The following is a 13918-nucleotide window of genomic DNA, read 5'->3' on the forward strand; positions in this document are numbered from 1 at the left end:
GCTGAAATCTAGCTCAAACCTGCCTATCCCCTCTTCTGGGATGTCGATGTAACGTCGGAGCGTGAGCACTCCAGCGAGCAACCCGCACACCGCACGAGTCATCGTGCTGGCCCTCGCCGGCGCTGTCGGCGGCTTCCTGTTCGGTTTCGATTCCTCGGTCGTCAACGGTGCCGTCGACGGCCTGTCCAGTGAGTTCGATTTGACGGACGCCCTCACCGGATTTGCCGTAGCCAGTGCCCTCATCGGGTGTGCGATCGGCGCATTCGTCGGAGGGCGCATCGCAGACCGGTGGGGCCGGATTCCGACAATGGTTGTCGGGTCTGTACTGTTCTTGCTCAGCGCTATCGGTACCGGTCTCGCCTTTTCCGTCTGGGACCTCATCTTCTGGCGGGTCATTGGTGGACTTGGCATCGGCATTGCGTCGGTGATCGCGCCCGCGTATATCGCCGAAATCTCGCCCCGAAAGATGCGCGGGCGCCTGGGGTCACTGCAACAGCTCGCCATCACCGTTGGTATCTTCGCCGCGCTGCTGTCTGATGCCCTCTTCGCGGGAGCCGCAGGCGGCGCACTGAACGAACTCTGGTTCGGCCTGGCGGCCTGGCGCTGGATGTTTCTTGCCGGCGCCGTACCCGCGATCGTCTATGGCGTAATCGCCCTTCTGCTGCCGGAGTCGCCCCGCTACCTCATCCAGAAGGGAAGGGACGATCAGGCCAAAGCCATCATGGCCACTATCATTCCCGCCGATGAGCTGGATCGTTCGCTGCGCGACGTCCAGGAGAACATCCAGGCCGACCAGCGTGCAATGAAGCCCGGCAGCCTGCGCGGTCCGGCCTTCGGGCTGAAGCCGATCATCTGGGTGGGCATCGCCCTGTCGATGTTTCAGCAGTTCGTCGGCATCAATGTCATCTTTTACTACTCAACGACACTGTGGCAGTCCGTTGGATTCGGCGAAAGCAGTTCCTTCGCCATTTCGGTGTATACGTCTGTAACCAACATCCTGGTCACCCTGGTCGCCATTGCCCTGGTAGACAGGGTCGGCCGCCGCCCCATCCTGCTGTTCGGCTCTGCCGGCATGGCCGTCACGCTCGGCGTTATGGCGCTGGCGTTCTCCCAGGCGGTCACCGTCGACGGCTCTCCGTCCCTGACCGGGCCGTGGGGACCCATCGCGCTCATCGCCGCGAACCTCTTCGTCATCTCCTTCGGCGCATCGTGGGGACCTGTCGTCTGGGTGCTGCTCGGCGAGATCTTCCCGAACTCCATCAGGGCGAAGGCACTCGGCCTTGCGGCATCCGCCCAGTGGATCGCGAACTTCCTGATCACCGTCTCGTTCCCCCCGCTGGCCGCGTTCTCGCTGGTGTTCACCTACGGCATGTACGCCGTATTCGCGGCGCTCTCGTTCATCTTCGTGTTCCGGGTGGTGCCTGAGACGAACGGCATGTCGCTTGAACAGGCAGACACCCTCTTCGTGTCGAAGAAGAAGTCCAGCAGCAGCTGACACCGCACCTACAGCACCGCACCTGCAGCACCGCGCCCACAACACCGCGCCCACAACACAGAAGGGCGGTGAGGCGGCGGATGTGTGTGTGGACACATCCGCGCTACCTCACCGCCCAGACGCCCGAAGGCGACGTGCTGTGACGAGCTGTGATTAGACAGTCTCGAGTGCGTATCCCTCTTCGCCGTGAACGAAGGTGTCAACGCCAGCGAGCTCGTCTTCGTGCTTGATGCGGAATCCGATCGTCTTCTCGATCGCGAGGCCGAGAAGCAGCGCCACGACGAACGAGTAGATGAGCACTGCGAAGGCTGCGATGGCCTGAACGGTGAGCTGACCGAGGTCGCCGCCGGTGAAGAGACCGGTGTCGATGGCGAAGAAGCCGAGGTACAGGGTTCCGATAAGACCACCGACGAGGTGGATTCCGACAACGTCGAGCGAGTCGTCGAAGCCGAGCTTGAACTTGAGCTCGATCGCCATGGCGCAGACGGCACCTGCGATGAGACCGAGGAGCAGGGCCCAACCGGGTTCGAGGTTTGCACAGGACGGGGTGATCGCGACCAGACCGGCAATCGCACCGGATGCTGCACCAGCGGACGTGGCCTTGCGGTCCTTGACCTTCTCAACGATCATCCAACCGATGATGGCTGCGGCGGTTGCGCCCAGGGTGTTGATAACGATGATGCCGACGTTGGCCAGGCCGTTCAGCCATTCAGCGCCGGCGTTGAAGCCGAACCAGCCGAACCACAGAACTGCGGCGCCGATGAGCACGAGCGGCACGTTGTGCGGCTTGGTGATGCCCTTCTGGAAGCCGACACGCTTGCCGAGAACGATCGCAAGGGCGAGTGCTGCTGCACCGGCGTTGATGTGGACCGCGGTTCCACCGGCGTAGTCGATGACGCCGGGAAGACCCAGGGTCTCGCCGAGGCTCATGATCCAGCCGCCGCCCCAGACCCAGGCTGCAACCGGGAAGTAGACCAGCGTCGCCCAGATGCCGGCGAAGATCATCCACGAGCCGAACTTGGCGCGGTCTGCGATCGCCCCAGAGATCAGCGCGACGGTGATGATCGCGAACGTGGCACCGAAGGTGGCCCCCAGCAGGTCGGTGTTCGCCGTCTCACCCGTTGCCAGGTTCCCCAGACCGAAGTCGGAGAATGGGTTGCCCGCAAACTGCGTCGGGCTGTCAACTGCGCTCATGTTGAAGCCGTAGAGGATCCACAGCACACTGATCAATCCGAGTGCTCCGAAGCTCATCATCATCATGCTGACGACGCTCTTGGCCTTGACCAAACCGCCGTAGAAGAATGCGACGCCTGGGGTCATGAACAGCACCAATGCGGTGGCCGTTATTCCCCAAGCAATGCTGCCCGTGTCCATAGGTTGTCCTCACACTCGAGTTTCAGGTTTACCGCGAGCGTTATCGGTGTTCGCATGGAGCACGTCATTACTCGGGTATGGCCCAATACTCGATCCTCGACGTTTCGCCGGGCACCCCGGCATGTTTCACCGAGGTTACGTACGACGCGAGAGTGTTAAGAGAATGTTTCGGATACCCCCGAATGCGGTGTGCGGGCTAGGCAGTGTGCGGTGGAAGCTCTCCTGTGGTCAGCGCGACCATCCGAGACTGTGAACGCTGGTATTTCTTGCGGTAACCACCGTTCATCATGTCGGCGTCGAAGACATCGTTCAGCGGCAGTCCACTCGAGATGATGGGAATCTCCGCGTCGTACACGCGGTCGATGAACGCAACGAGACGCAGGGCATCCGTTTGATTGGTGAGCAGATAGGCGTCGCGGATGCCGATGACGTCGACGTCCTTGATCAGCTTGATGTACTTCGACGGATGCACGGTGGCCAGGTGCGCCATCAACGTACCGAAGTCGTCCTCAGTGACGCGGGACCCCCGATCGACGAGCGAGCCGACGAGGTGATCGAGCTGGTCGCGATCGACAGTCGTCGCTCGGCCTTCCGTGTCGCGGCGGCGGTAGTCGAGGCCGTCGATGCGCAGGGTCTCAAAATTCGACGACATGGCCTGGATCTCGCGCAGGAAGTCGGATGCCGCGAAGCGCCCCTCTCCCAGCGAGTTCGGCGGGGTGTTCGAGGTCGCAGCCACGCGGGTCCCCGTCGCGATGAGCTCCCCGAGCAACCGGGTCATCATCATGGTGTCGCCCGGGTCGTCAAGCTCGAATTCGTCGATGCAGATGAGCTTCGCGCCGCGCAGCTGGGCCACGGTGTCCGCGAAGCCGAGAGCGCCGACAAGAGCCGTGTACTCAATGAACGTGCCAAAGTACTTGGGCCCAGGAGCTGCATGCCACAGCGCGGCGAGAAGGTGCGTCTTGCCAACGCCGAACCCGCCGTCGAGGTAGATGCCGGGAAGCTCAGTCTTCACCTTGCGATTTCGGGAAAAGAATCCGCCCGATCGCTGCTGTGCACGCCACACGCCGGCGAACTCGCCCAGCCTGACCACTGCCTCGGCCTGGGAGGGAAACGCAGGGTCTGGTCGATAGGACTCAAACGACGCGTTCTCGAACTGCGGTGGCGGCACGAGTTCCGCGACGATCTCGGCGCCGGTGATGCTCGGTGTGCGGTCAGTCAATCGATCTGCCCGCTGTGTGGCGCCATGCGTCATTGCGAATTCCCATATCTCGTGCCGTGTGGGCAGCACTCTGTGTCGAAGGTACCGTGTCGAAGGATTACCGCGTTGATGCGGCGTTCACCCGGATTGCGTAGATTCACTATGCGGGCCGTAAACAGCCTAATCCGCAGCCCAACTGATTGCGTGCCGTCCGCGGCACCCCCTGGAGGTCCACCATGTCTGTCGCACTCGACCCGGCAACGAAATTCGCCGCGTACGCCCACCCGGAGCGACTTGTCTCGACAGCCTGGCTCCAGGAACACCTCGGCTCCCCCGGCCTCGTCGTCGTCGAGTCCGATGAGGACGTTCTCCTCTATGAAACCGGCCACATTCCGGGATCGGTCAAGATCGACTGGCACACCGACCTCAATGATCCGGTGCAGCGCGACTTCGTCACCGCGGCCGAGTTCGCCAGGGTGCTCGGGTCAAAGGGAATCGCACGGGATTCAACCGTGGTGATCTACGGAGACAAGAGCAACTGGTGGGCCGCATACGCCCTGTGGGTCTTCACGCTCTTCGGCCACGACGACGTGCGCCTCCTCGACGGCGGCCGCGATAAATGGCGCGCAGAGGAGCGAGAGCTCACAACGGATGCCACGACAGTAGTCCCCGCTGACTACCCCGTTGTCGACCGGAATGACGCGCCCATTCGCGCATTGCGTGACGACGTGCTCGCCCACTTCGGCAATCCCCTCATTGATGTTCGTTCCCCTGAGGAGTACTCGGGCGAGCGCACCACTATGCCCGCATACCCAGAGGAGGGCGCACTGCGTGGCGGGCACATTCCTTCGGCGGCATCCGTGCCGTGGGGTCGTGCAGCCGAGGCAGACGCGACCTTCAAATCACGCGCTGACCTCGATGCCATCTATCGTGACGAAGCCGGCCTCTCGGAGGGAGACAGTGTGATCGCCTATTGCCGCATCGGCGAGCGGTCGAGCCACACCTGGTTCGTGCTCACACACCTGCTGGGCTTCGAGGGTGTTCGAAACTATGACGGGTCGTGGACGGAATGGGGCAACTCGGTTCGAGTCCCGATCCAGGTCGGAACCGACCGCGGTGCCGCACCTCGTCCTCGTCTGGCACCGGCTGAACGATAGGGCAGCGAATCGATACAGCGCAGTGGAACAATAGAAGAGATGACCTCCACCGACCTACCCGCCATGCTGGCTGAGATCCGCGACGATTTCCTCGCGCTTGAGCAGCCAGACCGTTTGCAACTGCTGCTCGAGTTCTCCAACGAACTCCCCGGTCTTCCAGAGCGGTACCGCGATCATCCAGACCTCTTCGAGCGGGTCGTCGAGTGCCAGTCCCCCGTCTTCATCTTCGTCGAGGTTGACGACGATGGCGCCGTGCACCTCTATGCGACGGCGCCCAGGGAATCACCGACAACCCGAGGCTTTGCCTCGATCCTGGCGCAGGGGCTCGATGGCCTGACCGTGCAGGAGGTGCTCGATGTGCCCGATGACTACCCACAGTCGATCGGGCTTACGAAGGCGGTCTCTCCCCTCCGGATCAGGGGCATGAGCGCCCTGCTGGCGCGCACGAAGCGGCAGCTGCGAGATCGCCAGCAATCGCAGGCGTAAAACCTCGCTCACGAGGTGACTCAGCGCGCTGACAGCCAGTCGGTGATGGCGGCGTTCCAGGTGTCTCGGTCGTAGTTCCAGAGCCGGGTGTGTGTTGCCCTGGTGAACGGCACGAAGGTGACAATGTCCGGGCGCAGTTCCGCGAGCTGCCTCGACGCTGTCGCCGGCACATACCCATCGTCGTCGCTGTGCATGACGAGCAGCGGTATGGCGAGTTCACCTGCCCTGGCCACGAAATCCAGCCGATGGAAGTCAATCGGTGCTTCCTGGCCCGTGAAGATTCCGCCCCACGACTGGCCCAACACCTGCACGGCGCCGGAGGCAACGGGCGCCGGCAAGCGAAGGAGCTTGCCCTGATAGGCGAGAACGTCGTTCCAGTTCACAACCGGAGAGTCGAGCACGATTCCGACGATCAGGTCGCGGTGCTTCGATCGAGTCGCGGTCTGCAGCACGATTGCACCGCCCATCGACCAGCCCATCAGCACCACGCTGGTGGCCCCATTGGCGACCGCATAGTCGAGCGCTGAGTCGACATCCTGCCATTCGGTGTCGCCGAGGGCGTAGCGCCCATCGTCGCTCCGCGGGGCATCGCCGTCGTTTCGGTACGACACCAACAATGACGTGTACCCAGCTTCGTGGAACACCGGTATGGCACGGAGGGTCTCCTGCCTGCGCACTCCCCTGCCGTGCACCTGGATGACCCACTTGCCGGAGTCCTGAGTCTCTTCGGTGTCGCCCGCGTGTGCAGCAGGTACCAGCCACGCCGGCGCGTCACCGAGCTCAGTCGCCACCGCGACATTCCTGAACGGAAGTTCGAGGTCCCAGGGCCCGAGATAGAACCAGGCGCCGAGCCTGCCCTTTTTTGCGGCGTGGATGTTGCCGAAGTCAACGTCGATCAGCGTGCGAGTCACCGTCGTCGGCGAAGATGCCACGATGTCGCCAACCCTGGCGTGCCCGGTATCAGACGAGAACCACAGCCCATACCGGCCGGGAATGATCGCCTCAGGGGTCGACCGGAGCGTGACGGTGTGTTCACGATCGTTGACGGCAAGTATCCGGGTGTCCTGGTCATGGTGCCTGGGCGGAGTCACGACTCGCCTCGCCATGACGGCAGACAGCGTCGCAATCGTGCTGGCAGCAAGAATTACACCGGTACCGACTGCTAACCCTGCCCGTGCTACGACCGACAGTGGTTCGCGAGTCTGACGACGGTTGACCACGACCAGCACCTCCCCGTTCGGCGTGCCTCACCGACAGCGCCTGAAAAAAACTCTAGTCTGCTGACGTGCCCGAAACACAAGATCAGCAACCGCTCCCTGCGGAATTCACCGCAGCATGCGACTCTATTCGCCGAGCGGCAACCAGAGCGGACCTTGTCGTTCGTGAAATGGCGGCGCCCTCCGGCCTCGCGCCATACGCAATCGCATTCGCCGCTGACGTGAAACCAGCCAGGCACGAAGGTGACTCAGACCTCGGAACCGGCAGATTCGTGCTGCTCTACGACCCAGAAGCACCTGAGGAATGGGGCGGCGTGTTCCGCGTCGTCTGTTTCGCCCATGCACCCCTCGAAACCGACATCGGTCTTGACCCGTTCGTGGCAGAAGTCACCTGGTCATGGCTGGTTGACGCATTGAAGGCGCACGGTGCCGAGTATGAGGCGGCGTCCGGCACGGCAACCAAGATCCTCTCGTCGGGTTTCGGCCAGCTCGCCGAACAGGGCGATGGAGCACAGATTGAACTTCGGGCGTCATGGACCCCGCTTGGCCGTAACTTGGCACCGCATTTAGAAGGATGGGGCGAACTCCTCTGCATGCTTGCCGGCCTCCCGCCGGTAAGCGAAGGCATCAGTTCGTTGACCGCCAGAAGGGCCACCCGTGGCTGATCATCTCGTAATCGACACCCGCGAGGGCTACCTCGCCGCTCTTGACGCACTGCGGGGCGGAACGGGACCAATTGGGATCGACGCTGAGCGCGCATCCGGTTTCACCTATTCGCAACGCGCGTACCTGATCCAGGTCTTCCGTCGCGATGCAGGCACCTTCTTGTTTGACCCCCCGGCGATCGGAGACTTCGCCGAATTGAACGACGCGTTCGCTGACGAGGTCTGGATCCTGCACGCCGCCAGCCAGGACCTCGCCTGCCTGCGCGAAGTCGGCATTGATCCCACCACCATCTTCGACACCGAGTTGGCTGCCCGCCTGCTCGGCATCCCACGCGTTGGCCTCGGCACTGTCGTGGAAGAGCTGCTCGGCACCCATCTGGCCAAGGAGCACTCCGCGGCCAACTGGTCGACGAGACCGCTGCCTGAATCCTGGCTGGTCTACGCGGCACTTGACGTTGAATACCTGCCAGACCTTCACGACCGCATGGTGGAGATGCTGGCGGATGCCGGTAAGACAGAGATCGCCAACCAGGAATTCGCCGCCACGCTCGCCAAGGAGACGAAGGCGCCGCGGGTTGACCCCTGGCGCAGACTCTCCGGCGTGCACTCTGTGAGGGGCCAGCGCAATCTGGCCATTGCCCGCGAGCTGTGGCAGGCCAGGGACGAACTCGCCCAGCAGCAGGACGTCTCCCCTGGGCGCCTCGTTCCGGATGCCTCGCTGGTGGCCGTTGCGCGCGTCGCCCCGACCTCGAAGCACGCATTGGCAGAGCTGCGGGAATTCAGCGGACGTGCCAGCAGAAGCGAACTTGACCGCTGGTGGAACGCCGTCCAGGCTGGCCTGACCACCGATGACCTGCCGTCCTTCAAATCCAACGGCGATACGCTGCCTCCGCCACGGTCGTGGTCGGATCGCAACCCAGAAGCCGACGCGCGATACAAGGCAGCCAGAACGGCTCTCGTTGCGCTCGGCGATGAACTGTCGATTCCGGTTGAGAATCTCCTGACGCCTGACCATCTCCGGCGCACGGCCTGGACTCCCCCAGAGCCGATCACCGTGGAAACCGTTTCTGAAGCGCTCAGAGCTCTCGGTGCACGACCGTGGCAAATTGACGCAACCGCACAGATAATCGCCGATGCCTTTGTGGAAGCCCACCAAACGATCAACCCGGCACCCGAACCGGCTTCGTAGAAACAGTCAAAGGATTCTGTCGGCTGTTTTACCCCCACATAGGATCAGTGTGATCTGATCCGAATGATGGAGGCAAAGTGGCCGAGAGAGCAGAAGTCGTCTTCGTGGACGGGGTTCGAACCCCGTTCGGGCGCGCCGGCGAAAAAGGCATGTACTGGAATACCAGGGCCGATGACCTGGTGGTCAAGGCGATCATCGGGCTGATGGAGCGAAACCCCGGCGTGCCGGGTGATCGCATTGACGATGTGGCAATTGCCGCAACGACGCAGACCGGCGACCAGGGCCTGACTCTCGGGCGCACGGCGGCCATCCTGGCTGGACTGCCGAAGTCGGTACCCGGGTTCGCGATTGACCGCATGTGTGCCGGTGCCATGACCTCCGTCACGACGATGGGCTCGGCAATCGGATTCGGCGCATACGACCTCGCCATTGCCGGGGGCGTCGAGCACATGGGACGCCACCCGATGGGTTCAGGTGTTGATCCCAACCCGCGTTTCCTCTCAGAGCGGCTCGTCAGCGAAGACGCGCTTGCCATGGGCGCGACGGCGGAACGGATCCACGACAGGTTCCCCACGTACACGAAGGAACGCTCTGATCGCTACGCGCTGCGCAGCCAGCAGAAGGTTGCCGCGGCGTACGCAGCAGGCAAGATCCAGCCCGATCTCGTTCCCGTCGCCATCCGCAGCGAATCCGGCTGGGGGCTTGCCACCCGTGACGAGGCTCCGCGCCCCGAAACGACGCTGGAGGGGCTTGCGACCCTGAAGACTCCGTTCCGCCCACACGGCCGGATCACCGCCGGCAACGCATCCGGCCTGAACGACGGCGCGACCGCCTGCCTGTTGGCCAGCGGTGCAACGGCGAAAGAGCTCGGCCTGGGCGTCAAGATGAAGATGGTGAGCTTCGCCTTCGCCGGCGTCGAACCGGAGGTCATGGGGCTTGGACCCGTCCCATCCACGGAGAAGGCGCTGCGGAAGGCCGGCTTGTCGATCACCGACATCGGGCTGTTCGAACTGAACGAGGCGTTCGCCGTCCAGGTGATTTCGTTCCTCGACCACTTCGGCATCGACGATGACGACCCGCGCGTCAACGAGTACGGCGGGGCCATCGCCATCGGGCATCCGCTTGCATCGTCTGGCGTGCGACTGATGAACCAGCTCGCTGCACAGTTCGTTGAGCACCCTGAGGTGCGCTACGGACTCACCGCGATGTGCGTCGGCCTCGGCCAGGGCGGCACCGTCATTTGGGAAAACCCGCACTTCAACCGGAAGGCCAAGTAACGATGACTGACTACTCCGCAATCGACTTCTCCCCGCTGGTTGAGCTCTCCGCCGATGAGGTCGTCACGCACTCCCTCGTGCGCGACGTGCCGATCTCTGGCGGACGCACGCTGGCGCTCGTCACCCTCGACAACGGGCGAGACCACACCAGGCCGAACACTCTCGGACCGGTGACCCTGCTGGAGTTCGCCGCGACGATGGACACCCTGAAGGAGCGTGCAGCTCGCGGCGAGATCCACGGTGTTGCCGTCACGGGCAAGCCGTTCATCCTCGCGGCCGGCGCAGACCTCAGCAAGGTTGCCGCAATCCCCTCGTTCGCCGTTGGTAAGCAGTTGGCGCAGCTCGGGCACTTCGCGCTCGGCAAGCAGGCGGAGCTTGGCGTGCCGTCCTTCGTCTTCATCAACGGGCTCGCGCTCGGTGGTGGCCTTGAAATCGGACTGAACGCCGACTACCGCACCGTCGATGAGTCGGTGCCCGCCATCGCGCTGCCAGAGGTCTTCCTCGGTTTGATTCCCGGCTGGGGCGGGGCTTACCTGCTGCCGAACCTGATCGGCATCGAGAACGCCCTCAAGGTCGTCATCGAGAACCCGCTGAAGAACAACCGCACCCTCAAGGGCAAGGATGCGCTGGAGCTCGGCATCGCCGACGTCATGTTCCCGTCGTCGACGTTCCTCGAGAAGTCGATCGCATGGGCAGATGGCGTGATCGCGGGGACCACCGCGGTCTCCCGGCCGAACGTGCCAGGCAAAATCGAGCGACTCGTCAAGTGGGACGCCGCTGTCGGCATCGCCCGCAAGATGCTCGAGAACCGCATCGGCACCATCGCGAAATCGCCATACCTGGCACTCGACCTGCTGAAGGCCGCGAAGAGCGGCACCAAGGCAGAGGGCTTCGAGCGCGAAGACGACGCCCTGGCCACCCTCGTCACCGGCGACCAGCTCCAGGCCAGCATCTACGCCTTCAACCTGGTGCAGAAGCGAGCGAAACGCCCGGCCGGTGCCCCAGACAAGGCACTTGCCAAGCCGATCACCAAGGTCGGCGTGATCGGTGCAGGCCTCATGGCCAGCCAGTTCGCGCTGCTGTTCGTGCGTCGCCTGCGGGTTCCCGTTGTCATCACCGACCTCGACCAGGCTCGTGTCGATAAGGGCGTCGCGTACATTCACGACGAGATCAACACACTTGCCAGCAAGGGTCGTATCTCGTCTGACGAGGCAAACAGGCTGCAGGCGCTCGTCACCGGTACAACGAACAAGGCCGACTTCTCCGACGCCGACTGGGTGATCGAGGCTGTCTTCGAGGAACTCGGCGTGAAGCAGGACGTCTTCGCCGAGATCGAGAAGCACATTGCACCAGACGCCATCCTGGCGACGAACACCTCGTCGCTCTCTGTGGAGAAGATCGGCGCGAAGCTGGAACACCCTGAGCGACTCGTCGGGTTCCACTTCTTCAACCCGGTCGCTGTCATGCCGTTGATCGAGGTGGTGAACACCCCGCTGACGAACGAGCAAACCCTGTCGACGGCGATGGTGGTCGCCAGCAAGCTGCGGAAGAACGCTGTCATCACCCGCGACACCCCTGGCTTCGTGGTGAACCGCATCCTGGCGAAGTTGCTCGGGGAGGCCATGCACGCCGTCGACACCGGCACGCCGTTCGAGGTCGTTGACGGCGCCCTTGCACCGTTCGGCCTGCCGATGACGCCGTTCGAGCTGCTCGAACTTGTGGGTCTCAAGGTGGGCGCACACGTGCTGGACACGCACCACGCCGCGTTCCCCGATCGTTTCTTCGAGAGCGAGAACCTGCACAAGCTGGCTGAACACGGCAAGATTCTGGACCGCGACGCCAAGGGCAAGATCAAGGGCTTCGACAAGGGCGCCCAGAAGATTGTCGCCGGCGGAACGACTCCGATGACCGGGGACGAAATCCTCCGCCGCGTCGAAGACGGCCTGGCAGACGAGATCAAGCGGATGCTCGACGACGAGGTCGTGCACGCGGCAGAGGACATCGACCTGTGCATGATCCTCGGTGCTGGCTGGCCGTTCCAGATGGGTGGCGCGACCCCGTACCTCGACCGCGTTGGCGCGAGCGAGCGTGTCTTCGGTGACACGTTCCACCACCCGCCGATACGAGGTGTCGAACAGGAGAGCCTGGCCGCGGCCAGCGCCTAACCACAAGCACACACAACCAGACACACACGACAGGCCCGATCGGCGAGTTCACCGATCGGGCCTGTTGCGTCAATTCTGAGAGGCGTCCCTGGGCGGGTGCGGCGCTGGCGGCTCATCGGGCGGCAGTTCGGGCGACTGTTTGGTCGACTCCGGCTCCGGCTCTGCGTCTTCTCCTGACGCGGCAAAGTGCTGACCCCAACTGGACTGCGAGACCTCTGACTCCGGGTCGGCATACTGCATCATCACGATCTTGCCCTCCGCGATCGAGGCGACAGCGGGGCCTGACCCCATGAGCGGCCTCTGTGCGGTCTCATGCGTGAAGTAGACAGCAACCGCTCCGATGAAAGCTGCGAGCATGAGATAGAACGCAGGTATATCGAGCGCGAACGGGAGGTCGGCATCCGTTGCAGCTTGAACGAGCGCTTCTGTGATGAGTGGAGTTGTGCCACCAAATATGGAGACGGAGACGTTGAAGGCGATGGCCAGTGCACCGTAGCGGATGGCCGTCGGAAACAGTGCGGGAAGAGTCGACGGCATGGTCGACATGAATGTGACGAGGAGCAGGCCGAGCACGAGCAGCCCGGAGAAGCTCACGAAGACATTGTCCGACTGGATCAGTTTCAACGCCGGCCACGACAACAGGAAGAACCCCAGGCAGCCGGCGTACAACACAGGTTTACGTCCGAAGCGGTCTGACAGCCGGCCACCGGATGCCATCACCCCCATCAGCATGACCATTACCACGATGATGATCAGCAACCCACTCGTCTCGTCGCGCCCTAACGTTCCGGATAGATAGGTGGGCATATACGTGAGCAGCATGTAGTCGGTCACGTTGAAGACCAGGACCAGTCCGACACACACGAGCAAAGCCTGCCAGTTCTGCGCGAGGATACCGCGAAGGGTGACCTTCTCCGGTTCTCGTTCCGACGCCTCTTCCTGCTGCTTTTGGAAGGCAGGGGTTTCTTCCAGCCGCAGCCGCAGATACAGCCCGATCAATCCGATTGGTCCCGCAATGAAGAAGGGAATGCGCCACCCCCAGGAGAGCAAGATGTCATCAGTCATCAGGAACTGGATGAGCGTCACCACCGTTGCGCCGAGCACGTAACCCGTCAGCGTGCCGAACTCCAACCAGGACCCGGCGTAACCTCTCCGCCGGTCAGTTGAGTACTCGGCGATGTACGTTGCGGCGCCGCCGTATTCACCCCCTGCGGAGAAGCCCTGCACCAGCCGGGCGAGCAACAGCAGGATGGGTGCCCAGATGCCGATGGTCGCATAGTCGGGAATAAGGCCGATGGAGAGCGTAGCCGCAGCCATCACGATCATGGTGAGCGCGAGCACTCGCTTGCGGCCTAGTCGGTCGCCAAGCGGCCCCAGGATGGCACCGCCGATCGGTCGCACCAGGAATGCTGCCGTGAACGCGCCCAACGAGGCGAGTGTCGCGAGGCCGATATCACCCGGCGGAAAGAACACCCTCGCGAGGGTGGTGGCCAGGTAGGCGTACACGCCGAAGTCATACCACTCCATCGCGTTGCCGAGGGCAGCGGCTCCGACGGCCCGTCGCAACACCGGCCTGTCAACGACCGTGATATCGCTTCGAGTAAGTGGTCGCCGAGCCGGGTCTTGTTGGTCCGATGATTCGGCATCTGACATGACTGGACAGCCTTTCCAGAGGCAAATGTCCAATTCACGCTA

11 protein-coding genes are annotated in these 13918 nt (G+C 63.1%); 7 read left to right on the plus strand and 4 right to left on the minus strand.

Going from position 1 to position 13918, the window contains the following annotated elements; genetic code table 11:
* Positions 1 to 61 precede the first annotated feature (61 nt).
* A complete protein-coding gene (locus AC25Z0_RS06055) occupies positions 62 to 1495 on the plus strand; it encodes a sugar porter family MFS transporter (protein WP_488132603.1) in 1434 nt (477 codons plus the stop codon).
* A 153-nt stretch (positions 1496 to 1648) separates the two neighbouring features.
* Here AC25Z0_RS06055 and AC25Z0_RS06060 read toward each other — a convergent pair whose 3' ends face one another.
* Together AC25Z0_RS06060 and zapE are read right to left on the minus strand one after the other, a co-directional pair.
* Entirely contained in the window at positions 1649 to 2869 is a 1221-nt protein-coding gene (locus tag AC25Z0_RS06060) for an ammonium transporter (RefSeq protein ID WP_488119290.1), read from the minus strand.
* A gap of 196 nt (positions 2870 to 3065) precedes the next feature.
* Positions 3066 to 4121, minus strand: a complete 1056-nt coding sequence (gene zapE / locus AC25Z0_RS06065; protein ID WP_488119291.1) for a cell division protein ZapE — start codon at positions 4119 to 4121, stop codon at positions 3066 to 3068.
* Between the two features lie 182 nt (positions 4122 to 4303).
* On the opposite strand from zapE, the gene AC25Z0_RS06070 reads away from it, so the two are divergent.
* Both AC25Z0_RS06070 and AC25Z0_RS06075 read left to right on the plus strand, forming a co-directional pair.
* Positions 4304 to 5224, plus strand: a complete 921-nt coding sequence (locus AC25Z0_RS06070; protein ID WP_488119292.1) for a sulfurtransferase — start codon at positions 4304 to 4306, stop codon at positions 5222 to 5224.
* Positions 5225 to 5263: 39 nt separating this feature from the next.
* The gene (locus AC25Z0_RS06075; RefSeq protein ID WP_488119293.1) at positions 5264 to 5710 is read left to right on the plus strand and encodes a SufE family protein; all 447 of its coding nucleotides are present in this window, start codon (positions 5264 to 5266) and stop codon (positions 5708 to 5710) included.
* 20 nt (positions 5711 to 5730) lie between these two features.
* Here the strand turns inward: AC25Z0_RS06075 and AC25Z0_RS06080 are convergent, their stop codons facing one another.
* Positions 5731 to 6801, minus strand: coding sequence for an alpha/beta hydrolase family protein (locus AC25Z0_RS06080; protein ID WP_488132604.1), 1071 nt, complete (start codon positions 6799 to 6801; stop codon positions 5731 to 5733).
* A 194-nt stretch (positions 6802 to 6995) separates the two neighbouring features.
* On the opposite strand from AC25Z0_RS06080, the gene AC25Z0_RS06085 reads away from it, so the two are divergent.
* The 4 genes from AC25Z0_RS06085 (at position 6996) to AC25Z0_RS06100 (ending at position 12223) form a co-directional block, all read left to right on the plus strand.
* Complete coding sequence (locus tag AC25Z0_RS06085) at positions 6996 to 7592, plus strand: DUF3000 domain-containing protein (protein WP_488119295.1); 597 nt, start codon at positions 6996 to 6998, stop codon at positions 7590 to 7592.
* Positions 7585 to 8781 carry a ribonuclease D gene (locus AC25Z0_RS06090; RefSeq protein ID WP_488119296.1) on the plus strand — a complete coding sequence of 399 codons (1197 nt, stop codon included), beginning with the start codon at positions 7585 to 7587 and terminating at the stop codon, positions 8779 to 8781. The genes AC25Z0_RS06085 and AC25Z0_RS06090 overlap by 8 nt, the downstream gene beginning before the upstream one ends.
* 77 nt (positions 8782 to 8858) lie before the next feature.
* Positions 8859 to 10058: a thiolase family protein gene (locus AC25Z0_RS06095; RefSeq protein WP_488132605.1), complete on the plus strand. Its 1200-nt coding sequence runs from the start codon at positions 8859 to 8861 to the stop codon at positions 10056 to 10058.
* Between the two features lie 2 nt (positions 10059 to 10060).
* A complete protein-coding gene (locus AC25Z0_RS06100; RefSeq protein WP_488132606.1) occupies positions 10061 to 12223 on the plus strand; it encodes a 3-hydroxyacyl-CoA dehydrogenase NAD-binding domain-containing protein in 2163 nt (720 codons plus the stop codon).
* Positions 12224 to 12292: 69 nt separating this feature from the next.
* Here AC25Z0_RS06100 and proP read toward each other — a convergent pair whose 3' ends face one another.
* Positions 12293 to 13876: a glycine betaine/L-proline transporter ProP gene (proP, locus tag AC25Z0_RS06105; RefSeq protein ID WP_488132607.1), complete on the minus strand. Its 1584-nt coding sequence runs from the start codon at positions 13874 to 13876 to the stop codon at positions 12293 to 12295.
* Positions 13877 to 13918 lie beyond the last annotated feature (42 nt).

It is taken from the genome of Leifsonia sp. Y862 (assembly GCF_057669585.1).